The organism is Pedobacter cryoconitis, assembly GCF_014200595.1.
GTDB classification, from domain to species: domain Bacteria; phylum Bacteroidota; class Bacteroidia; order Sphingobacteriales; family Sphingobacteriaceae; genus Pedobacter; species Pedobacter cryoconitis_C.
This window is the reverse complement of the sequence record NZ_JACHCG010000004.1, coordinates 133,195-155,469: the sequence shown is the minus strand read 5'-3', so window position 1 is coordinate 155,469 and position 22,275 is coordinate 133,195. Positions and strand designations below refer to the sequence as shown.

18 protein-coding genes are annotated in these 22,275 nt (G+C 38.1%); 11 read left to right on the top strand and 7 right to left on the bottom strand.

From position 1 onward, the window contains the following. Positions 1 to 2: 2 nt before the first annotated feature. From mrdA to purN, 6 genes are all read right to left on the bottom strand, one after another. Positions 3 to 1,940: a penicillin-binding protein 2 gene (gene mrdA / locus HDE70_RS20405; RefSeq protein WP_183865831.1), complete on the bottom strand. Its 1,938-nt coding sequence runs from the start codon at positions 1,938 to 1,940 to the stop codon at positions 3 to 5. Continuing rightward, positions 1,940 to 2,455: a rod shape-determining protein MreD gene (locus tag HDE70_RS20400; RefSeq protein ID WP_183865830.1), complete on the bottom strand. Its 516-nt coding sequence runs from the start codon at positions 2,453 to 2,455 to the stop codon at positions 1,940 to 1,942. Before HDE70_RS20400 ends, mrdA begins: the two co-directional genes overlap by 1 nt. Beyond that, on the bottom strand, positions 2,445 to 3,284 hold the full coding sequence (gene mreC, locus HDE70_RS20395) for a rod shape-determining protein MreC (protein ID WP_183865829.1): 840 nt from the start codon (positions 3,282 to 3,284) through the stop codon (positions 2,445 to 2,447). Before mreC ends, HDE70_RS20400 begins: the two co-directional genes overlap by 11 nt. A gap of 107 nt (positions 3,285 to 3,391) precedes the next feature. Further along, positions 3,392 to 4,414 carry a rod shape-determining protein gene (locus tag HDE70_RS20390; protein WP_037440490.1) on the bottom strand — a complete coding sequence of 341 codons (1,023 nt, stop codon included), beginning with the start codon at positions 4,412 to 4,414 and terminating at the stop codon, positions 3,392 to 3,394. An 84-nt stretch (positions 4,415 to 4,498) separates the two neighbouring features. Continuing rightward, a complete protein-coding gene (gene purH, locus HDE70_RS20385) occupies positions 4,499 to 6,025 on the bottom strand; it encodes a bifunctional phosphoribosylaminoimidazolecarboxamide formyltransferase/IMP cyclohydrolase (RefSeq protein ID WP_183865828.1) in 1,527 nt (508 codons plus the stop codon). Positions 6,026 to 6,098: 73 nt separating this feature from the next. Further along, positions 6,099 to 6,677, bottom strand: a complete 579-nt coding sequence (purN, locus tag HDE70_RS20380) for a phosphoribosylglycinamide formyltransferase (protein WP_183865827.1) — start codon at positions 6,675 to 6,677, stop codon at positions 6,099 to 6,101. A gap of 577 nt (positions 6,678 to 7,254) precedes the next feature. Here purN and rpsT point away from each other — a divergent pair. From rpsT to HDE70_RS20330, 10 genes are all read left to right on the top strand, one after another. Further along, positions 7,255 to 7,509: a 30S ribosomal protein S20 gene (rpsT, locus tag HDE70_RS20375; protein ID WP_041878275.1), complete on the top strand. Its 255-nt coding sequence runs from the start codon at positions 7,255 to 7,257 to the stop codon at positions 7,507 to 7,509. Between the two features lie 58 nt (positions 7,510 to 7,567). Further along, positions 7,568 to 8,266, top strand: coding sequence for a RadC family protein (gene radC, locus HDE70_RS20370; protein WP_183865826.1), 699 nt, complete (start codon positions 7,568 to 7,570; stop codon positions 8,264 to 8,266). Positions 8,267 to 8,349: 83 nt separating this feature from the next. Next, positions 8,350 to 10,749 carry a phenylalanine--tRNA ligase subunit beta gene (gene pheT / locus HDE70_RS20365; RefSeq protein ID WP_183891697.1) on the top strand — a complete coding sequence of 800 codons (2,400 nt, stop codon included), beginning with the start codon at positions 8,350 to 8,352 and terminating at the stop codon, positions 10,747 to 10,749. A gap of 54 nt (positions 10,750 to 10,803) precedes the next feature. Beyond that, a complete protein-coding gene (locus HDE70_RS20360; protein ID WP_068403216.1) occupies positions 10,804 to 11,094 on the top strand; it encodes a hypothetical protein in 291 nt (96 codons plus the stop codon). A gap of 31 nt (positions 11,095 to 11,125) precedes the next feature. Next, positions 11,126 to 11,416: a cell division protein ZapA gene (locus tag HDE70_RS20355; RefSeq protein ID WP_183865824.1), complete on the top strand. Its 291-nt coding sequence runs from the start codon at positions 11,126 to 11,128 to the stop codon at positions 11,414 to 11,416. Positions 11,417 to 11,668: 252 nt separating this feature from the next. Continuing rightward, positions 11,669 to 13,231, top strand: a complete 1,563-nt coding sequence (gene rny / locus HDE70_RS20350) for a ribonuclease Y (protein WP_183865823.1) — start codon at positions 11,669 to 11,671, stop codon at positions 13,229 to 13,231. Positions 13,232 to 13,296: 65 nt separating this feature from the next. Beyond that, complete coding sequence (locus tag HDE70_RS20345) at positions 13,297 to 13,821, top strand: DUF962 domain-containing protein (RefSeq protein WP_183865822.1); 525 nt, start codon at positions 13,297 to 13,299, stop codon at positions 13,819 to 13,821. Positions 13,822 to 14,186: 365 nt separating this feature from the next. After that, a complete protein-coding gene (locus HDE70_RS20340) occupies positions 14,187 to 17,459 on the top strand; it encodes a carboxypeptidase regulatory-like domain-containing protein (protein WP_183865821.1) in 3,273 nt (1,090 codons plus the stop codon). 163 nt (positions 17,460 to 17,622) lie between these two features. After that, a complete protein-coding gene (locus tag HDE70_RS20335; RefSeq protein WP_183891696.1) occupies positions 17,623 to 17,979 on the top strand; it encodes a hypothetical protein in 357 nt (118 codons plus the stop codon). Positions 17,980 to 18,026: 47 nt separating this feature from the next. After that, positions 18,027 to 19,208: a redoxin domain-containing protein gene (locus tag HDE70_RS20330; RefSeq protein ID WP_221302113.1), complete on the top strand. Its 1,182-nt coding sequence runs from the start codon at positions 18,027 to 18,029 to the stop codon at positions 19,206 to 19,208. 169 nt (positions 19,209 to 19,377) lie between these two features. On the opposite strand, the gene HDE70_RS20325 is transcribed toward HDE70_RS20330, so the two are convergent. Beyond that, complete coding sequence (locus HDE70_RS20325; protein WP_183865818.1) at positions 19,378 to 21,129, bottom strand: lysophospholipid acyltransferase family protein; 1,752 nt, start codon at positions 21,127 to 21,129, stop codon at positions 19,378 to 19,380. 240 nt (positions 21,130 to 21,369) lie between these two features. Between HDE70_RS20325 and HDE70_RS20320 the strand changes: the two genes are divergently transcribed. Then, positions 21,370 to 22,275 carry a ComEA family DNA-binding protein gene (locus HDE70_RS20320; protein ID WP_183865817.1) on the top strand — a complete coding sequence of 302 codons (906 nt, stop codon included), beginning with the start codon at positions 21,370 to 21,372 and terminating at the stop codon, positions 22,273 to 22,275.

Genomic DNA, 22,275 nt, shown 5'->3' with positions numbered 1-22,275 from the left:
GCTTAGTTAATAGTTGTTTTAGTACTCACAATTTTATTTTCTGGTGAAGCTGGCAATACAACTGGTTTAGCAGCACTATCAGTTCCTTTAGGGGCCCATTTGATTTTCGGTCTTGGTACATCAGGTAAAACGACAAGTTTCTTCATCGCCTCTGACTGCGCCAGCCTTCCACCAGAAATTTTGCCTGTCAAATATTTTTCTGTAATATAACTGGCAATAGGTGCGGCATAGACCCCACCAAAACCTGCATTTTCTACAATTACAGCAATAGCTATTTTTGGATTATCACGCGGTGCAAAACCAACAAATACAGAGTGATTTTTTCCATGTGGATTCTGTACCGTACCCGTCTTTCCACAGAAAAGAATATTCGGGATCGCCGAAGCGCGGGCGGTACCATAAGGTGCATTAACGGCATCTTGCATTCCATCAATCACGGGCTCAAAATGTGCAGCATCGATGTCTACAGAGTTCTTAACCAGGTATTCTTTTTTTACATCTTTCTTTTCTCCGATACCTTTAACCAGGTGAGGCTTGATATAATAACCGCGGTTTGCAATGATCGCCATAATATTGGCCATCTGTAAAGGTGTAGCACTCATCTCACCCTGGCCAATTGCCAAAGAGATTACAGTCGTATATCCCCAATGTTTACCAAATCTTTTTGTATACTCTTCGGAGGTAAATATTCTTCCTTTACGCTCAAACGGCATATCCAGATCGAGTTTAGAACCCAGACCGAACTTACGGACTTTGGCAGACCAGGAATCATAAGCCTCAATTTTGTTTTTGTATTTCTTCTGCGTCATCAGCTTCTGAAATACATAACAGGCATAAGTATTACAAGATCTTGCCAATCCTTTACGAAGGGAAATATTTCCATCTACGTGTTCGCAACTTACAAAGTGGTTTCCTGCCCAATAGCCGCCAGGACAATTAAAAGTCGTATTCGGATCAATTACACCTTCCTGCAACGCAATTAAGTCATCCAGTGGTTTAAAAGAAGAACCAGGAGAATAATAACCTGAAAGTGGCCTTACTAAGAATGGTCTGTTTGGCGAACGGAAAATATCCATGTAGTTATTGCCCTGCTGCCTTCCAACCATCAGGTTAGGATCATAAGTAGGGCTGCTGACAAAAGCCAGCACTTCACCTGTACTTGGCTCAATCGCTACTATACTTCCTACCTTATTTTTCAGCAGTTGTTCTCCTAGTTTCTGAATATCGATATCCAGTGAAGAAACCAATGTTTCTCCGGAAATGGCCAGGGTATCAAATTTACCATTCAGGTAACTCCCCTGAGGGACATTCCTTGCATTATAAATCGTATTCTCTACTCCACGCTCTCCGCGAAGTACATCATTATACTGACGCTCTACACCCGATTTTCCGATATAATCTCCCGGGCGGTAATAGCCATCACTTTCCTCAATATCCTTATCTGAAACCTCTTTTACATAGCCAAAAAACTGTCCGGCTACACTATCCGGGTAATGTCTTACTGTTCTGTTTTGTGTTTCAAAACCAATAAAGCGGGAAAGTCTTTCTTGTAAAGCGGCGTAGGTTTGTACAGATAATTGTTTCTCAAATACTGAACGCTGGTATTTAGACTGATTTCTGGCCTTATTAAATCGTTTATGAAAACCAGCCATATCGATACCAATAATCCTGCATAAAGCAAGTGTATCAAACGGTTTAACCAGGCTGGGGGTGACCATCAGGTCATATACTGGTTCATTTTGAACAAGCACTTTATTGTTGCGGTCTGTAATAACCCCACGAGCCGGGAAAGTATATTTTTTCCGTAATACATTACTGTTTGCGGATAAAAAATAACGGTCACTGGCTACTTGTATATAGAAAAGCTGCCCTAATAAAATAAGTGCAACTACTATAAACAGACCTTGTATAATATATTTTCGGTTGAAAAGATTCTCCATTAGCGCATTTTTCTATTATAGAAGATAAATTCTATCAATATAACAGTGAATAAAGTAAAGATACCGCTAAGCAGGCATCTTAACAAAGTATACGAGAGTTCTGTTAATTTAAAAGCTTCTAATAAGAAAAGCACAAGGTGATGTGAGAAGGTACAAAGTAAGGCATATAAGCCGAACCATTTGAATCCCATATTACCTAAAGTGGGTTCGGGTTCATCAAAATTGTCACGGCTTACCGTTACGGAAATAAACAAAATCCGTACAAAAACCAGCGTTACACAGGCAGCAGTATGTACCCCTAAGGTATCATAAAAAGCATCCAGTGTTAAACCTGTACCAAAAGCGATGAGATACAGAATAGGGTTAGGGATACCAAAAGGTAACAACAATAAAAATAAGATATAGGTAAAAGGGGTCGCCAGATCGTAAAAACTCAGGTTCCTTAACAAAAGAATCTGTATGGAAAGCAGAATGAACCACCTTAAGATATTGATTAATATGATTCTACTGTTCATTCGGCAATTTTGATTCTAATGCTTTTTCTTCCTCTGCCAATTTATCTTTGATTACATACACATATTGTAAAGTGCTGAAATCATTGAAAAGGTTAATCTGGATAGTCAGGAAATTATCTCCGGTGGAGATCCCTCTGTTACTGATCGTTCCTACCTGTATGCCAGGAGGGAAGGAGCCAAAACCAGAAGTGATCACGGTATCCTTTAGTTTTACTTTAAAATGGTTGGGAACGTCTTTGATAAATGCTGTTCTGTAATCAGAATTCCGGTCACCCCATACCAGTGAGCCTAATGCTTTTGTTGATTTGATGCTGACACTGATTTTCGCGTCTTTATTCAGCAAAGATTCTATCGTAGCCAGGTGCGGTGATACATCACGGATAATCCCAACGACACCTCTGCCGGCAGAGATGACAGCCATCCCGCTTTCTATCCCGTCTAAGCTTCCTTTGTTAATCGTAATGACATTATTCCTCAGCGTGACAGAGTTTTTGATGACCCTGGCCGCCAGGTAAGTATACTGCACATGAGTAGCGGTATCTTTAACCAGTGTGTTTTTGGCACTGTCAATATTTTTAAGGGCGAGGAGTGCAGTATGAAGTCTTGCATTTTCAAAGGCAAGGCTATCATTTACAGTGCCCAGGTTCATGTATTTTTTGAATACATTGAGCCGCTCATAGGCATGTCCGACAACCTCATTGGTAGAATTAAGCGTTACACTCCTTTGGTAAGCGTTATTTTGAACAGTAAGGATAATGCCAATGGTGAAAAAGATGACAAACAGGAAAAATGCGTTGTATCTATTTATGAAAATCCAAAGGTTACGCATATTTCTTCATTCTGTATTGAGCTACAGTCCTCATTTTATTTAATGATAAAATGTGAGTGCTTTTATACAAGCGGCTCACATTTCTTATACTGTATGTAATGATTAATTTATTGCATTAAAAACTTATAGCCACCGATATTTTTCAGTGCGATACCAGTACCACGAACAACCGCACGTAATGGATCTTCTGCTACGTGTACCGGAAGTTTAGTTTTGGCTGCGACACGTTTGTCCAGTCCGCGTAATAAAGCTCCGCCACCTGTCAGGTAAATACCAGTCTGGTAAATATCCGCAGAAAGTTCTGGTGGAGTGATCTCTAATGCTTTCAGAATTGCTTCTTCAATTTTAGAGATAGATTTATCCAGGCAGTGTGCAATTTCAGTGTATGAAACAGTGATCTGTTTTGGTACACCTGTCATTAAATCTCTTCCCTGTACCGCGAAATCTGCCGGTGGATCTGATAATTCAGGTAAAGCAGCCCCAACTTCAATTTTGATTTTCTCCGCAGTACGGTCACCAATCATAATATTGTGCTGACGACGGATATAATTTACGATATCTGAGTCAAAGTTATCTCCCGCAACGCGGATAGACTGGTCACATACGATACCAGAAAGCGCAATTACAGCGATCTCAGTTGTACCACCACCGATATCGATGATCATGTTACCCATCGGCTCTTCTACGTCAATTCCGATACCTACAGCTGCTGCCATTGGCTCATGGATTAAGTAAACTTCTTTTGCGCCGGCAATTTCTGCCGAATCTCTTACTGCACGTTTTTCAACTTCAGTAATTCCTGATGGAATACAGATTACCATTCTCAAAGATGGAAACATCCAGCCTTTTCCGCCGTTCAGCATACGGATCATACCTTTGATCATTGCTTCAGCAGCGTTAAAGTCGGCGATAACACCATCTTTCAGTGGCCTGACCGTACGGATGTTATCATGGGTTTTACCCTCCATCTGCATTGCCTGACGGCCTATTGCGATAATTTTATTTGTTTGTCTGTCAAAAGCAACTATTGAAGGCTCATCAACAACCACTTTATCATTGTGTATTATCAGGGTGTTGGCGGTGCCTAAATCGATGGCAACCTCTTGTGTGAACCAGTTAAATAAACCCATTTATAGGTGATAAGTTATTATTAAAAATTCTATATACTATTTAATGTAAAACTACGTCTTTTTATTGTATTCGCAGTTAAAAAATTAGTGCTTAAAATGTCTGATGCCAGTGGTTACCATTGCGATACCTTTTTCGTTCGCCATGTTAATGGAATCAGCATCTTTAATTGAACCACCTGGTTGAAGAACAGCGGTAATGCCTGCTCCGGCAGCGATTTCAACGCAGTCAGGGAATGGGAAAAAGGCATCTGAAGCCATTACCGATCCGATTAAACTGAAGTTGAAAGCATCTGCTTTTACGATTGCCTGTTTCAAAGCATCAACTCTTGAGGTCTGTCCAACTCCACTTGCCAATAAAGTATTGTCCTTTACAAACACAATTGTGTTCGATTTAGTATGTTTTACAATTTTATTTGCGAAAAAAAGATCTTTTAGCTCCGCAGCCGACGGTGATTTCTCTGTTACGGTAACCATTTGATCAGTTCCTTCGATAATTAAATCTTTATCCTGCTCAATTACACCATTCAATAAAGTCTTGAATTGTTTTTTACCCAATTCAACAGGGTTACGCTGAAGGATTACCCTGTTTTTCTTCGCTTTGAACAGTTCAACTGCTTCAGGTGCGTAAGAAGGAGCAATCAGTACTTCGAAAAACAATTTGTTGATTTCGGTCGCTGTAGCTAAGTCAATTTCACGGTTTGCAATCAGTACGCCGCCGAATGCAGATACAGGGTCACAGGCCAGGGCATCGTCCCATGCTTGTCCGATTGTTTCTCTCGAAGCAATTCCGCAGGCATTGGTGTGTTTTAAGATCGCGAAAGTAGGCTCGATAAATTCATCGATCAAACTTACTGCTGCATCAACGTCAACCAGGTTATTGTAAGAAAGTTCTTTTCCATTCAATTTGGTGAACATTTCATCCAGATCTCCGTAAAAAACACCTTGCTGATGTGGATTTTCTCCGTAACGAAGAGTTTTTGCAGTATTAATGCTTTGTTTGAATAAAGTAAGCGGCTCTTCAGTATTGAAGTAATTGAAGATTGCTGTATCGTAGTGAGAAGAAGTGTGGAATGCTTTTTTGGCATAAGCTTTACGCTGTGCTAAGGAAGTTTCGCCATTTTGCTCTTCTAATTGTTGTTGAAGGGTTGCGTAGTCATCTTTTGAAGCAAGGATTACTACATCATTAAAGTTTTTAGCAGCAGCCCTGATCAGAGAAATACCACCAATATCAATTTTTTCAATGATTTCTTCTTCAGAACCACCTGCTTTCAGTGTTTCTTCAAAAGGATATAAATCAACGATGACCAGGTCGATTTCAGGAATTTCATATTCAGCAATCTGTACCTTGTCTTCTGCCAGGTTTCTGCGGTTTAATATACCACCGAAAACTTTTGGATGCAAAGTTTTAACCCTTCCGCCTAAAATAGAGGGATAACCGGTCAGATCTTCAACAGCTGTAACAGGTAAATTCAAGTCTTTAATGAACTGTTCTGTTCCACCTGTAGAAAACAATTGAACACCTTGCTGTGCAAGCAAGCGAACAAGTGGTTCTAGACCGTCTTTGTAATATACTGAGATTAAAGCGTTTTTGATCTTTATTTGTTGACTCATTGGGTGTGATTTTTGAGCCGCAAAATTATGATTTTTAAGCGATAAATTTCAGAGAGAAATGATAAAAAGTACCTTATTTTTTTATCTTTTTCAAAATACTCTCCACAATACGGGGATAATGTTGGTGTTCAAGCTGTTGTCCCTTGAATTTTACCATTTCCAAATTGTCATCTTTATCAATTTTATATTTGGCCTGGTAGATATATTCTCCTTCATCATAATTTTCATTTACGTAATGAATCGTGATGCCGCCTTCAGTTTCGCCCGCTGCGAGTACCGCTTTGTGTACATGATCTCCATACATTCCTTTACCGCCAAATTTAGGGAGGATAGCCGGGTGGATATTGATAATGCGGCCGGGATATTCTGCAATCAGGTTTTGAGGAATCAGCCAGAGAAAACCAGCCAGAACTATCAGGTCTATATCCAGATTTTTTAATAAATCGATGATGGATTCGGTCTGATAAAATTCTTTTCTGTCAAAAATATGAGAAGGGATTTCAAAATTATCTGCACGTTGTAAAACGTATGCATCAGGGTTGTTGGTCAATACCAGCGCAATTTCTACTTCTGGACTGTGTTTGAACAGTTCCATAATTTTCTGGGCATTAGAACCCGAACCGGAGGCAAAGATTGCTATACGTTTTTTCATGTGCAGTTTATAGTTAGGTATTCAAGCGGGGGATAGCGTTGAATCCATATAAAGTGGTTTTTTGTCAAAAATAGTATTTTGAGTATTGAATGAAAGGGTTTAATGAGAATATATTCATTTTTTAACTTAAAGGCCTTATTCTCACTTCAAATTTCAATTCTTTTTTCTTTTGAGGAGGATAACCATTTTCCAGACCTGTTAACTTGATATTCTGGTATACCACAAGTATGCCACAACCCTTATACAAAAGGTGTTTTATATTGAGATTACCTGACGTCATGGAATGTGAAACTGTAGTCGACATGAACTCATACAGATAGATATATAATTATATATAATAAACCGCGTGATTGTGATGTAACAACTAATGTAATACTGTCTTTTTGCAAAATATTGTGAATCAATATTTAAGAATCTTATAATCAGATTATAGTATAATCAAGATTATTTAAAATATTTGTAATATCGTTTTGCATATTAAAAACATAAGTTCTATATTTGCAGTCCGAAAAAAGGATAAACAGGGTTTGTTGTAATTACCAGACCTTTACATATAAAAATATTATTATACTAGAAAATGGCAAATCATAAATCATCTTTAAAAAGAATCAGAGCAAACGCTACTAAACGTTTACGTAACAGATACCAAGCAAAAACTACTCGTACTTTTGTTAAAAGATTACGTGCATCTGTAGATAAAAAATCAGGTCAGGAGTTATTGCCTAAAGTGATTTCTATGTTAGATCGTTTAGCTAAGAAAAATGTTATTCACAAAAACAAAGCTGCAAACAACAAATCTAAGTTAACTAAATTTGTTAACGGCTTAAAATAGTAATAGCTTTACAATATTGTAAACGGGATAGGCTTTGGCTTATCCCGTTTTTTTGTTTATGGTAAAATATGAACAGAAAATAGGGATTAAATTTTTAGCCCCCGCAGATCGCCCCCGCGAAAAACTAATGCTGAATGGCCGCAGGCATTTGTCAGATGCCGAGCTGATTGCAATCCTGATCAGTTCGGGAAATAAAAGTGAAACCTCAGTAGAGGTGGGTCAGCGGATCCTGCTCAACTATGGAAACGATCTCGATTTATTAGCAAAGGCATCCTTTCAGGAACTGGTCCTGTTTAAAGGAATAGGAGAAGCCAAAGCATTATCCATTATTGCCGCACTGGAACTTGGCCGCCGGAGAAAAGAAAAACCTCATGAGGAATCCCCTCAGATTCACTCTTCCAGTGACGCATTTGATTTATTACGCCCTGTACTGGCAGATCTGGATCACGAAGAGTTCTGGATGCTGATTTTAAATAAAGCCAATTTTGTGATCTGCAAACATATGATTAGTAAAGGAGGGCAGGCCAGTACAACCGTTGATCCGAAAATCATCTTTGAAAAAGCAATTGCTATGAAGGCAGCTTATCTTATCCTCGCACACAATCATCCTTCGGGTAACTGTAAACCTAGTAAAGAAGATATTGAAGTTACTAAAAAACTGGTTGAAGCAGGTCTGTTATTAGATACCCCGGTACTGGATCACCTTATTATTACCAATAAAAAGTTCTACAGCATGGCAGATGAAGAAATTATTTAATGTCAATTCTTCCATGTTTATGGGCTAATCAATATACAGCAAAGCATTATTTTATATCTTTGCATTTTAGAAGAAAATATAACATGAAGATATCATATAACTGGCTTAAACAATTCATACAAACTGACCTTAATCCACAGGAGCTTTCATTGATTCTGACCAATATCGGTCTGGAGGTGGAGAGCCTTGAAAAAGTACAACCAGTGGTAGGCGGTCTGGAAGGATTAGTGATTGGCCATGTGCTTACATGCGTTCCACATTCCAATGCAGACAAGCTGAGGGTTACTACGGTAAATGTTGGAGGTGCAGAAGCTATACAGGTTGTATGTGGTGCGCCGAATGTTGCCGAAGGACAAAAAGTTGTAGTGGCTACAGTAGGAACAACTGTTTATCCGAATGAAGGCGAACCTTTTAAAATTAATAAATCAAAAATCAGGGGCGAAGTTTCTGAAGGGATGATTTGTGCAGAAGATGAAATTGGTTTAGGTGGTTCTCATGCTGGTATTATGGTTCTTGCGGAAGACGCACTGATCGGTCAGCCAGCGAAAGATTATTTCAAAATGGAGGATGATTATCTTTTTGAAATCGGATTAACACCAAACAGAGCAGATGCAGCTTCACATTTAGGGATAGCCAGAGATTTAGCGGCTTACCTGAGAATTGATTTGAAAATGCCGGCTATTGATTCTTTTAAAACAACAAATGAAAATTTAACGATTGCGGTTGAAGTTGCAGATACAATTGCCTGCCCGAGATACAGCAGTGTTTCGATCAGTGGGGTAACGGTTAAAACTTCTCCGGACTGGTTACAGGATAAATTAAAAGTAATTGGCATCCGCCCGATTAACAATATAGTAGATATTACCAATTATGTGCTGCATGGTTTAGGCCAGCCGCTTCATGCTTTTGATGCAGATCAGCTGGCAGGAAAAAAGATCATTGTACAGAAGGTTGCTGAAGGAACTCCATTCGTTACGCTGGATGGGGCAGAACGTAAGTTATCTGCTGAAGATCTGATGATCTGTGATGCAGAGAAACCAGTGACGATTGCAGGTGTTTACGGGGGTAAGAATTCTGGTGTGAGTGCAGAAACTAAAAATATATTTTTAGAGAGTGCTTATTTCAATTCGGTATCGGTACGTAAGACGGCGAAAAGACATACTTTGAAAACGGACGCTTCTTTCCGTTATGAGCGTGGTACGGACCCTGAAATGACTGTTACTGCCTTAAAATATGCTGCCTTATTGATTCAGGAACTGGCAGGCGGAGAAATCTCTTCTGTAGTTTCAGATGTATATCCAACGCCGGTTGCCCCTTTTGATGTAGAAGTTAGCTATAAAAATATTACCAGGCTGATTGGTGCAGCTATTCCAGATGAGGAAATCAAAGCGATCATTACCTCATTAGGGATTAGTGTTGCTGAAGAAACAGCTGAAGGTTTATCTTTAAAAGTTCCAAGCTTTAAAGTTGATGTTACGCGTGAGTGTGATATTACTGAAGAGGTATTAAGAATTTACGGGTATAATAATATTGAGATTCCAAGTAAAGTAAATGCTTCACTTACTTTTTCTGCCAAGCCAGACAGAGAGCAGACACAGCATGTGGTTGCAGATATGTTAACGGCTAATGGCTATCTGGAGATCTGGTGTAACTCTTTAACTAAAGGTACCTATTCTAAAAATACGGAAGAGGTGGTTCAGATCCTGAATCCTTTAAGTTCGGATTTAAATGTGATGCGTCAGAGTTTGCTGATGCCGGCACTGGAAAGTGTTGCTTATAACCAGAACAGAAAAAATGGAGATGTTAAGTTTTATGAGTTTGGTAAAACTTATCATTTGATAAATGAAAAATATGTAGAGCGTCCAAGATTGTTATTGGTGCTTTCTGGTTCGGATGCTACAGAACAATGGAATCAAAAACCTGCTCCGGTAAGCTTTTATAACTTAAAGGCCGCAGTTGATGCTGTGATCGGCAGATTGGGAATCACAAATTACCAGACGGAAGAAATCAGTGATGAGAACTTTGCTTTCGGATTGAAGTATTTCAGAGGGCCGCAGCCGATTGTTACTTTTGGTGCGGTAACAGCAGCAGATAAAAAGCAGACGGATGTGGATAAGGATGTGTATTATGCAGACTTTGACTGGGCCTTATTATTGGATATTGTCAGAAAGAATAAAGTAATCAGCAAAGAAATCCCTAAATATCCTGCGGTAAGGAGAGATCTTTCTATGCTGGTGGATACGGAGGTAACCTTCGAAGCTTTGAAAACAATAGCCTTCAAAACAGAGAAGAAATTACTGAAGAATGTGCAGATCTTTGATGTGTATGTGGGTGATAAACTACCGGAAAATAAGAAATCTTATGCACTGAACTTTACTTTGCAGGATGACCAGCAGACTTTGACTGACAAGCAAATTGATGCAGTTATGCAAAAGATTATCGCTAACTTAGCCCAAAGTGCGAAAGCAGAGATAAGAAAGTAATTTTATTTGTTACTTTTAGGAATAATATAAATACTATCAATTTTTAAATAAAAGATGTCTTCGGTTGCAGAACAATTAGATTCAGTATTACATAAAGCGGCCCGGCTTATCGAGCTTTGTAATGCATTACAAGAGGAAAACGAGTTGTTAAAGCAGGAAAATTCATCTGTTAAGTTAGCCTTGAATGCGGCAAAAATTAAGAACTCAGATTTGGATGAGAAGATGAGGGTGCTTAAATTGGCGAAGAGTATTGAAGGAACAAGCGAAAAGACACTTGATATAAAGCAAAAAATTAACGATTTTGTGCGTGAAATCGATAAATGTGTAGTGTTGCTTAAAAAATAGGGATTACACGAAATTGAAACAAAGCTAAGAAATGGGAGAAATCTCGATAAAAATAACTATCTCGGACCGCATTTACCCTTTAAAGGTGAATATGGAGGAGGAAGAAATTGTAAGGCGGGCAGCCAAAATTATTAATGAGCGTATAAAGGACTATCAGGAAAATTATGCGGTCAGAGATAAACAGGATTTGCTATCTATGGCAGTATTGCATTATGCAACGGCTGTACTAAGGGTGGAAAATAAAGTGCAGGATCAAGATACTGCGGTAGCTGAAAAAGTTGAAGAATTAGATAGTTTACTGAACGATTTTTTTACCAGATAGGATCGGTCTGTAATTTCAAAGCGTATAAAGAGATTTAACCGTTGTTGAATTTTTTGTTTCATGTTTCGTAATCTTTAAATACAGGCAGGTGGCTGGGATCAGCTGCTGTTAATCATTGCATGTATTTAGAGCAGTAGCACAGGAAACTTAAAATTGAACAGCGGTTTTTTTTTAAGTCAGAATTGAGAAAGGTAATAAGAGGCTTGCATGAGCATAGGTTATGTTTATGCACGTTTATATATATAAATTAAAATGGAAATAATAGGAATAATTGGATATGTACTGGCCAGCTTAGTTGTTGGGATACTGGTTGGCAGATATTTGCTGCGCAACCTGTTGAAAAAACAGGAGATTGCTGCACAATCAAAAGTGAAAAAGATCTTAAAAGAAGCAGAAAGTAATGCAGAGATCTTAAAGAAAGACAGATTACTGGAAGCTAAAGAGAAGTTTTTACAATTGAAGACTGAGCATGAGCAGGAAGTAAATGCAAAAAATAACCAGGTAAATCAAAGAGAGAATGCTATTAAACAGAAAGAACAATCTGTAAATCAGCGTTTGGAAAACATGAACCGCAAGGAACAGGAGCTGGATAACAGCAAGAAAAACCTGGATAAACAAACTGATATTGCGATTAAAAAACAAGAAGAAGTTGATCTGCTGAAAAATCAGCATGTGAAACAACTGGAAACTATCGCAGGATTAAGTGCTGAAGAAGCAAAAAATCAGCTGGTAGAGAACATGAAGCAGGAAGCCAGAACCCAGGCGATGATCCAGGTTAAGGATATTGTGGATGAGGCCAGGTTAACTGCAACTAAAGAAGCTAAAAAAGTTGTGATCCAGACTATACAGCGTACAGCTGTGGAAGCGGCGATCGAAAATACAGTTTCTATTTTTCATATTGAAAGTGATGAGATTAAAGGTCGTGTAATTGGGCGTGAGGGTAGAAATATCCGTGCACTGGAGGCTGCGACTGGTATTGAGATCATTGTAGATGATACACCTGAGGCAATTATTTTATCAGGTTTTGACCCGGTAAGAAGAGAGATTGCCCGTTTAGCTTTACACCGCCTGGTAACTGACGGACGTATTCACCCTGCACGTATTGAAGAGGTGGTAGCGAAAACGAAGAAACAAATTGAGGATGAGATTGTAGAAATCGGTGAACGTACGGTTATTGATTTAGGTATTCATGGTCTGCACCCTGAGTTAATCAGAATGGTAGGACGTATGCGTTACCGTTCTTCTTATGGACAGAATCTATTACATCACTCTCGTGAGGTGGCTAACTTCTGTGCAACAATGGCAGCAGAATTAGGCTTAAATGCTAAAATGGCCAAACGTGCAGGATTATTACACGATATAGGTAAAGTACCTGATGATAATCCTGAATTGCCACACGCTATTTTAGGAATGCAGCTTGCAGAAAAATATAAGGAACATCCTGAAATTTGTAATGCAATCGGAGCTCACCACGATGAAATCGAAATGACTTCTATGATCTCACCGATCATACAGGCTTGTGATGCAATTTCCGGTGCGCGCCCTGGTGCAAGACGTGAGGTTGTTGAAAGTTATATCAAACGTTTAAAAGAATTAGAAGAGCTGGCTCTTTCTTATCCTGGTGTAGAGAAAACTTTCGCTATTCAGGCAGGTAGAGAGTTAAGAGTGGTGGTTGAAAGTGAAAGAGTAACTGATCAGCAGGCAGAATTACTGGCAGCAGATATTTCTAACCGTATTCAGACGGAGATGACTTATCCGGGTCAGATCAAGGTTACTGTAATCAGAGAAACCCGTTCAGTTGCCTTTGCTAAATAAGCAGCTCAATAAATATTATTACCGAAGCGATAGATTATTCTATCGCTTTTTTTTATTTTTATACTATGAAGAAGCAGAAATCCCCGGTGGAAAAATTGGAGCGTAAAAAGGAAGTGGATATTCTATTTGATACCTACTCAGAAAGTCATCAGAATCCCAGTAATGAACTGATTCACTGGGTTTGTGTGCCGTTGATTGTATTTAGCTTATTAGGAATGATCTGGGCTATCCCTTTTCCGCACCTGGCTTTCCTTGGAAAGTATAATGGATTTGTGAACTGGGCTTCTTTTGTCATTGCTTTTTCTGGATATTATTATTACCGCCTTTCGCCGGTACTTTCTTATATGATGATCTTATTAATCTTTGCTGCTGCTGCTGTAATTGTACAGCTGGAGAAGTGGGAATTGGCTGGTGGACCTGCACTCTGGCTGGTTTGTGCAGTAATTTTCGTGCTTTCATGGGTTGGACAGTTCATCGGTCATAAAATCGAGGGTAAAAAACCTTCATTTTTACAGGATGTTAAATTTTTGTTAATCGGCCCGATCTGGTTATTACACTTTATTTGTCTGAAGGTTGGCTTGAAATATTAGTTACTGCGATTTAGCTAACAAGCTATGCTTGTGGCTTCAGCTCAACATCTTAAATACGTTAAAAAAAACAAAGCCGCTGGGTAATACTCAGCGGCTTTGTTATGCGATATATACTGATTTGTATCGGGTTAACGTAAGCTTAATATTAGGGAAACACTATTTTAAGGCTCCCTGAGCATCCGGAGAAATAATATTAAGGCCTTCTAACCTCTTTTTGATAGCCTTAATGGGTCATTTTCACCTGTTTTTAGCAGTGTTTTAATTCATCTATAATTTGATATTAACTCATGGGCTCATTCATATAAAATTAATATTAACGTCACATTGCTGCCCTAGTTTTACAAAAACAAACAGAAGCAAGAAAAATGAAAAAATTTCTAACAATTAATCTCTCCTGCGTGATGCTTACTTTCCTCCTTTTTATGGGGTTAGGAGTAAATGCTCAGGTAACGACATCAAGCGTTAATGGTAAAATTAAAGATGCAAAGGGACAGACTATTCCCGGAGCGAGTGTTTTAGTTTTACATGTTCCAACCGGAACTAAATATGGTGCGGTTACCGGATCTGATGGATACTTCCGTATCAATAACTTAAATCCTGGTGGACCTTACAAAATCACTGTAACTTATGTAGGTTATAATAAACAGGAAAAAGACATTAACAGCCTGGGTTTAGGTACTGACCAGCGTTTAGACTTCACCTTAACAGATGAAGGTCAACAACTGAGTGAAGTAACTGTTAAAGGTAAAAGAGGTGGCGTTAAAGTTGGTGCAGGCACACAGATTGGCGAAGAGCAAATCAAGAACATGCCAACTGTAAGCAGAAGCTTAACGGATTTAACCCGTACAACTCCACAAGGTAGCAAAGACAACTCTTTCATGGGAACCAACTTCAGATACAATAACGTAACTATTGATGGTGCGATTAATAATGATGCTATTGGTTTCAGTCCTTCATTGGGTGGTCAGAGTGGAAGTTCTGGTATGCCAGGTAGCAGTACAAGAACAAACCCGGTATCGATTGATGCGATCCAGGATGTTCAGGTTTTATTAGCTCCTTACGATGTTAAGATTGGTAACTTTACTGGTGGTAGTGTGAATGCGGTAACGCGTTCTGGTACTAATGATGTATCGGGATCTGTTTATGCTTACGGTCGTAATGCAAGTTTAATTGGTAACAATAAAACTGGTGACGGATCAAAAGAGCCTTCTTCTTTCCATGATTATCAAACTGGTTTCAGATTAGGTTTCCCGATTATCAAAAATAAATTATTCTTCTTTACCAATGAGGAGATTACCCGTCGTCAGGATCCTGTGATCCTTGGTGCTGGTTCTCCGGATATGAAGGTTCTTACTTTAGATCAGGCTCAGAAAATTTCTGACTTGATGAAAAACAAATATGGTGTTGATGTTGGTTCTTTTGGAAACTATGATATCTACGCCAGATCAAATAAATTCTTCAACCGTGTGGATTGGAACATCAATGATAAAAATCAGTTGACTATCCGTAACAACACGATTACTTCTGAAGCGACTAACTTAGAGCGTGACCAGTCAAACTTCAGATTTGGTGGTATTGATTATAAACAAACAAATAATCAAAGTTCTACTGTTGCTGAGTTAAAAAGCAGGATCAACAATGATATGTCTAATAGCTTAGTAGTAGGTTATTCAAATATCCATGATTTCAGAACTCCAACATCTAATGCTGCATTACCTCAAATTGAAATTGGTGGTGCAAATGGTGGAACGATTTTCTTAGGAACAGATCGTGAAGCAAGTATCTTCAATATGAAACAAAAGACTTTTGAATTTACTGACAACTTCACTTTAACAAAAGGAAAACACACATTTACTTTCGGTACACATAACGAGTTATATAATATTACTTATGGTTTCGTGAATGCATGGAACGGTCGTATCTCTTATAAAGATGTAGATGGTTTCTTAGCAGGTACTCCTACACGTGTTCGTACGAACTATAACTATGCTGATAATTCAAGAGATAACATTATAGCTAATCCGCCTGCACAGTTTAAGTTAAATATGTACAGTGTATATGGTGAAGATCAATGGCAGATATCAGATCGTTTCAAATTAACATATGGTTTGAGATTTGATTTAGCTGATATGCCAAACAAACAACCATTAAGTTCGAAAACTACAAATGCACCTGTTGATCCTAACTATGGTACTACTTTTACTTATACACAACCAAGCCAGATTAAGAACAGCTTCTTTGGACAGGTACAAGTTTCCCCACGTATTGGATTTAACTTCGACGTATTAGGTGATCAAAGCTTGATCATGCGTGGTGGTAGTGGTTTATTTACTGGTAGAGTTCCTTTTGCCTGGTTAGGTTATGCTTATTATAACAACGGGGTAACTTATGGTGCATATGATAATAAATCAAGTCAGGTTGCATTCACTCCAGGAAGCGATCCTATCAGAGATGCATTAACCGGAAATGGTGAAGCTGGATTTGTTTCTAAGCAAGTGGATAAAAATGGTAAACCAATCAACGTTAGTGATGCAAGTGGCCCAACTCAGGTTGACTTAATTGATAATAACTTCAAAATGCCTAAAACATGGAGAAGTAGCTTAGCTTTTGATTATAAAACTGATGATCAGTGGAAATTCACTGTAGAAGGTATTTATACTAAAGTAATCAACGACTTGAAATTTCAACAGATCAATATTGTAGATAACCCTACATATATGATTTATGATACACAACATCAACAACCAATTTACAATGCTAACCTTAAAAACAACTCGTTATATACTAACTCATACCTGCTTTCTAATACAAGCAAAGGTTACCGTTACAGTGTAACTGGTCAGATTGGCAAATCTTTCCCTTTTGGGTTAGATGTAATGGCTGCCTATACTTACGGACAGTCTAAAGATGTAACCAATGGTATCAGGAACTCAATGGAGTCTAACTGGCAGTTAAATCAGGCTTTAAGCCCGAATAATCCACAATTAGCGACTTCAAACTTCGATATTCGTAACCGTATCATTTCTACAGTTAACTACAGACTGAGCTGGGATAAGGCCAACAAATATGTATCAAGTTTCTCTCTGTTCTATAGTGCTCAGTCTGGTACTCCTTATTCTTATGGATTCGTTAACTCTACGATCAATGGAACAGGACAGACTGTAAGTTTAGCTTATATTCCTAACGTAGGTGAAACGGCTAATTTCTTTGCTAAAACAGCAATAGGTGCACAGCAAGCAGCAGCTTTTGATGCATTTATTGACAGTGATAAATACCTGAAAACAAGAAGAGGTAATTTCACTGAAAGAAATGGAGCACGTACACCTTGGAATACACAACTTGATTTCCGTTTTGCTCAGGACTTCAAAATCATAGAAAATGGTACACATAAGCATACTTTAACGTTTACTTATGATATCGTTAACTTAACTAACTTACTGAACAAAAACTGGGGAGTTCAATATTTCTCTCCTAATACTTTCAACTCAATGGCTAGTGTAGGATTAACAAGTGTTACTGCTGGTACTCCAACAACTTACCCTACTTATACATTTGATCAGAAGAATACAAGTAATTATTCAAAAGACTTCTTTGCTTCAAGATTCCAAATGCAATTTGGTTTGAGATACAGCTTCTAATGAATGGTTAACCTTCTTATGGAAGGATATCATATAAAACCCTTATCTATTAATTTAGATAAGGGTTTTTTGTTTGTTGTGTGAATTAATATTCAGTTAATATTTGATCGGTATTTTTATTGATGAACAAATTTTCAGTTATTTGATTTTACATTATAAAATTATGAATTCTAAAACGCTGGTCCTTATTGCACTTATTTCGTTCTTGTTTATTTTACCATCCGATGCACAGGTAAAAATAAAAAAGTTCTGTACTTTAACTTATTACGGTCAAGATTTGCGCACTCCACATATAGATTATGGACAGACCAGAAAATATAGTCCTCTGAAGGACTCTATCTTTGTACACAAGTTGAATCAGGTAGAGTATATGTCTAATTTTGTTCAGGTAATAAACTACATTACCGAATTAGGGTGGCATTATGAAGGCAATATCTCCACCAACCAGGCAAATAGTACAGAAATTAAGATCTTGTTCAGTCGTGACTTTTTTCCTGCCGAATTAACAGAAGGTAAATAGTATATAATTGGGCATAACTTATAAGATTCTGCTATATTGGCTGCGAAATGATGATTTATTCATTTCATCTTAGTATAGTTACCCATTTTATGAAGCGTGTAGTTTTAAGTTTATTAGTTTTTAGTATTGGAATAGGTGGAGCTGCTGCTCAGCAGAAAGGTTTTATAATCAAGGGGGAAATCAGAGGCCTTCGCGGCCCTGCAAAAGTTTATTTAGATTCTTATGGAGCCAAAATACTGGATTCGGCAGTTGTAAATAATGGCATCTTTCAATTTAAAGGTATTGCGAAAAAGCCAGTACTCGCTTACTTAAGTTTAGATAGATACGGGGTCGGAAAAGATAGTATTGATCTGGAAAATAATACAGATGAACTTGGGCTGTTTTTGGATAATTCTGAAATTACTGTCACTGCTCAAGATTCTTTGATACGTGGTCAGGTTACCGGTTCAAAGATCAATGACGCGTACATGGCTTATAATAAATTTATAGGCGGTACAGTCTCTGCTGCTTATAAAAATTACCGGAACAGAATTTCTCCTTATTTATGGAACTCCTATCCTTTTTTTAAAGAGTTTGATGAATACATGCATAAATTCAAAGCGGAGCGCTTTGAAAAACAATTACAGTTTATCCATGAAAACCCTCAATCTTACTTCAGTCTGTATGCCCTGACTGATATTATTAATATGGGTTATGGAAAGGATATGAATAAAACGGGTACTGCTTACAGGTCTATTGATGCGAAATTCAGGAATACACAGGAAGGACAACGTATCGGGAAACTTATTCAGTCCATGAGCCAGGGCGCTGTGGGTACGCCCGCACCAGATTTTACTTTATATGATGTGAATGGCAAAGCGGTAAAGTTATCTGCTTATCGTGGCAATTATGTAGTACTGTATTTCTGGGTTACAGGTAACGACCTGATCAAAGCAGAAAACTATAAAATGATTAAATCTGCCGAATTATATAAGCAGAAGAAATTTAAGATTATCAGTATCTCTTTAGACCCCGAAAAAAGAAAACAAGTTTGGGTAAAAGAAGTGAAAGCAAATAAACTTCCATGGGTACAAGTATGGGGATTGAAATCCGGGCCGCTTGCCACTGCAAAGCTTTATGGTACTCAGGGAACTCCGGCGAGTATCGTGATTGGTCCTGAAGGAAAGATAGTTACCAGGGACTTAAATGGTGTCGAATTGCAATATCAGCTGGCAGAATATATGAAGTAACAGCTATGTAATTAGCGTATAGAAATGTTTAATACAGATAACCCATCCTTAATCCTGACTTAACATATCGCCTCTATATTTGTGGTGTAAATATTTGGTTAGTATTTATCAAGTTTAGGTTTAGTTGATAACAAAATAGCCCGGGTGGATGTCCGGGCTATTTGTTTTTTTAGAAGTTCTTACCAATTTTCTCCAGCATTTCTGGTGGGATACTTTGCATATCCACCACGAGGAATCCATCCAGACAATCTGAAAATTTCGGATCTATATTAAAGCAGATAATCTTCGCATTGAGGTTAAGGTATTGTCTTAACAACACAGGAATTTTAATATGTGTATTTTCAATATCAGATATCAATACATCAAGATCTTTTAGTGAATCACTGCTTTCAATCAGCAGGTCTTTATCAATCGCTGATAAATCTGCTTTGAATTTATTTCTTGGTCTTACATATTGTCCCAACTCATAATCGAAGTGATTCTTGGTAATGAAATCAACAATCAGTGATTTAGAGAATTTGGAAAAGTTATTACTGATACTAACCGGGCCAAACATGTAGCGGTACTGTGGATTATCTAAAAGATACTTTAAGATACCTTTCCATAACAAGAATAACGGTAATGCTTTTTGCTGATATTCTTTACGGATCCATGAACGTCCCAATTCAATTCCCTGTCTTAATACAGGATAGAATGGTTCTTTTATTTTAAAGAGCTCAGAAAGATAAAATCCTCTTTTGCCTAAAGTATTTAAAATCTCATCTCCTTTACCAATCCGGTAAGCACCGACAATATTTTTCTGCTCTACATCCCAGATGAATAAGTGATGATAGTAAATATCATAGTTATCAAGGTCTATCTTTTTATTAGAACCTTCGCCGACTTCTCTGAAAGTTATTTCTCTCAGACGGCCTATTTCCCTCAATACATTTGGGATATTAGCTGAAGGGGTGATGTATACTTCATAATTTTTCTCCGTCCACACCCGGTAAGCTTCCAGCTGTTCAATTTCTTCCACAATACTCGCTCCTGGAGTTTCCTCAATGATTGGCTCCGGAGTCTTCTTGATTTTGAAAAGATTGATGGGATTAAATAATTTCTTTTCCTGTTCGATACTTGTGCCCAGAGCATAAGTACGTGCACGAAGAAAATCAAGTAGTTTATTGGTGTTGTTGCGGTAAGAAATATCTTCGATATGAATCGGCTTCCCTATCCTGACTTTTATTTTCAGCCCTTGTTTATTGAGGAATTCTGAAGGTAGTTTTGCTGTACGCAAAGTTGGGTGAATGAAACTCAGAATATTGAATAATACACCATTATTACCGTGGAAGTAAATCGGGACTACCGGTACTTTTGCACGGGCGATCAGCTTTCCAACTACAGGATGCCATAAGCGGTCTGTAATTTCCTGTTTGTCCAGGCTAAAGGTAGATACCTCACCTGCTGGAAAGATCCCAATAGGAACCCCGTTCTGCAAAAGATCAAATGTTGCTTTTAACCCGCTGATACTTGAAGAATGCTGTACATTTTCAAAAGGGTTAACGGCAACAAAAAACTCATTTAAATTAGGGATCTTCTGAAGGATGAAATTCACCATTACTTTGGCTTCCGGACGCACGGTACATAATAGTTTTACCAATGCAAGTCCTTCTATCCCTCCATAAGGATGGTTTGCAATCGCAATAAAACCACCTGTTTTGGGAATATTTCTCAGGTCATCTTCATCGAAATCAATTGACACCCCTATAGTTTCCAGTATTTTATCTACAAACTCTAAACCATTGAAATGCTGATTCTGAGAGAAAACTTTATTAATATCGTTCAATTTCATGACTTCCATCAGTAAATCTGCAAGTCCCGGAACACCGAGTTTATCAATTTTAGTAGCCTTTGCAAATTCTTTGGTTGTTATGATCTTCATATTTGTTTTTAAAAGGGGGAGAATTGGGAGCATATCTGGAATAGAGATCTGAATATGTTCCTGAATCAATCTCAAAAATAAGATTTATATTTTTAGAAAAGTTTAAAATTTATCTGATCATATGTTTAAGCTTCCTTTTTGCCGTCATAATTGCCTCATCTTATTGGAAAATAAGAGAAAGAAGAATTTTATTCAGAAATCTAACCATCTTTCTGAATAAGGGGAGTACATTGACTGGAGATGCAAAAATGGTTACGTTCTTATTTTAGTTTCTCCAAACGGGAGTATAATGGCTTACTGGCTATGGTTGTGCTGATCGTATTGATCAGAGCAGTTCCCTTTGTTTATGTGTCCTTTTTTCCTGAACAAACGGATCCGGAAACAGAAAGGTTGGCTATCAATAAATTAATGTGGATGAAACAGGAGAAGGAGGGAGCAGTCAGACAGCAGAAGATGGCAGCAGCTCCGTCACTGAAATCAACGTTGTTTAATTTTGATCCCAATCTGATAAACGCGGATGACTGGCAGCGATTAGGTTTGTCAGTAAAACAGGCTGCTGTAATGTCCAGGTATAAAGAGAAAGGAGGCCGGTATTTTAAGAAAGAAGACTTGCAGAAAATGTATGTCATCAGTCCGGAAATGTATGAAAGACTGATACCTTATATAAGTATTGGTTTGGCAGGGGAACAGAAACACCAGCAACTGAATCCTGAATACCCTGCAAAACGTTATCCTGCGCAGCAGAAAGCCGTATTAATACCACTCAATACTGCCGATACTTTACAATTGATGGAGATCAGAGGGGTAGGCCCGGCTTTTGCCAGAAGGATTTTCAATTACCGGCAGCGTCTTGGCGGATTTTATAAGAAAGAGCAGCTGCTGGAAGTATATGGGCTGGATAGTTTAAAGTATGATGAAATTAAAGATCAGCTCAGTTTGGACGAGCAGGCGCTGACCAGAATTAACCTTAATACAGCATTGTTTGATGATTTAAAAAATCACCCCTATTTAAAGTATAAACAGGTCAATGCAATCATTCAGTTTCGAAAACAACACGGAAATTATGGTAATATTGCAGACTTAAGAAAGGTGGCTATTTTATCTGCTGAAACTATAGAGAGGTTAGCGCCTTATATTTCTTTTTAA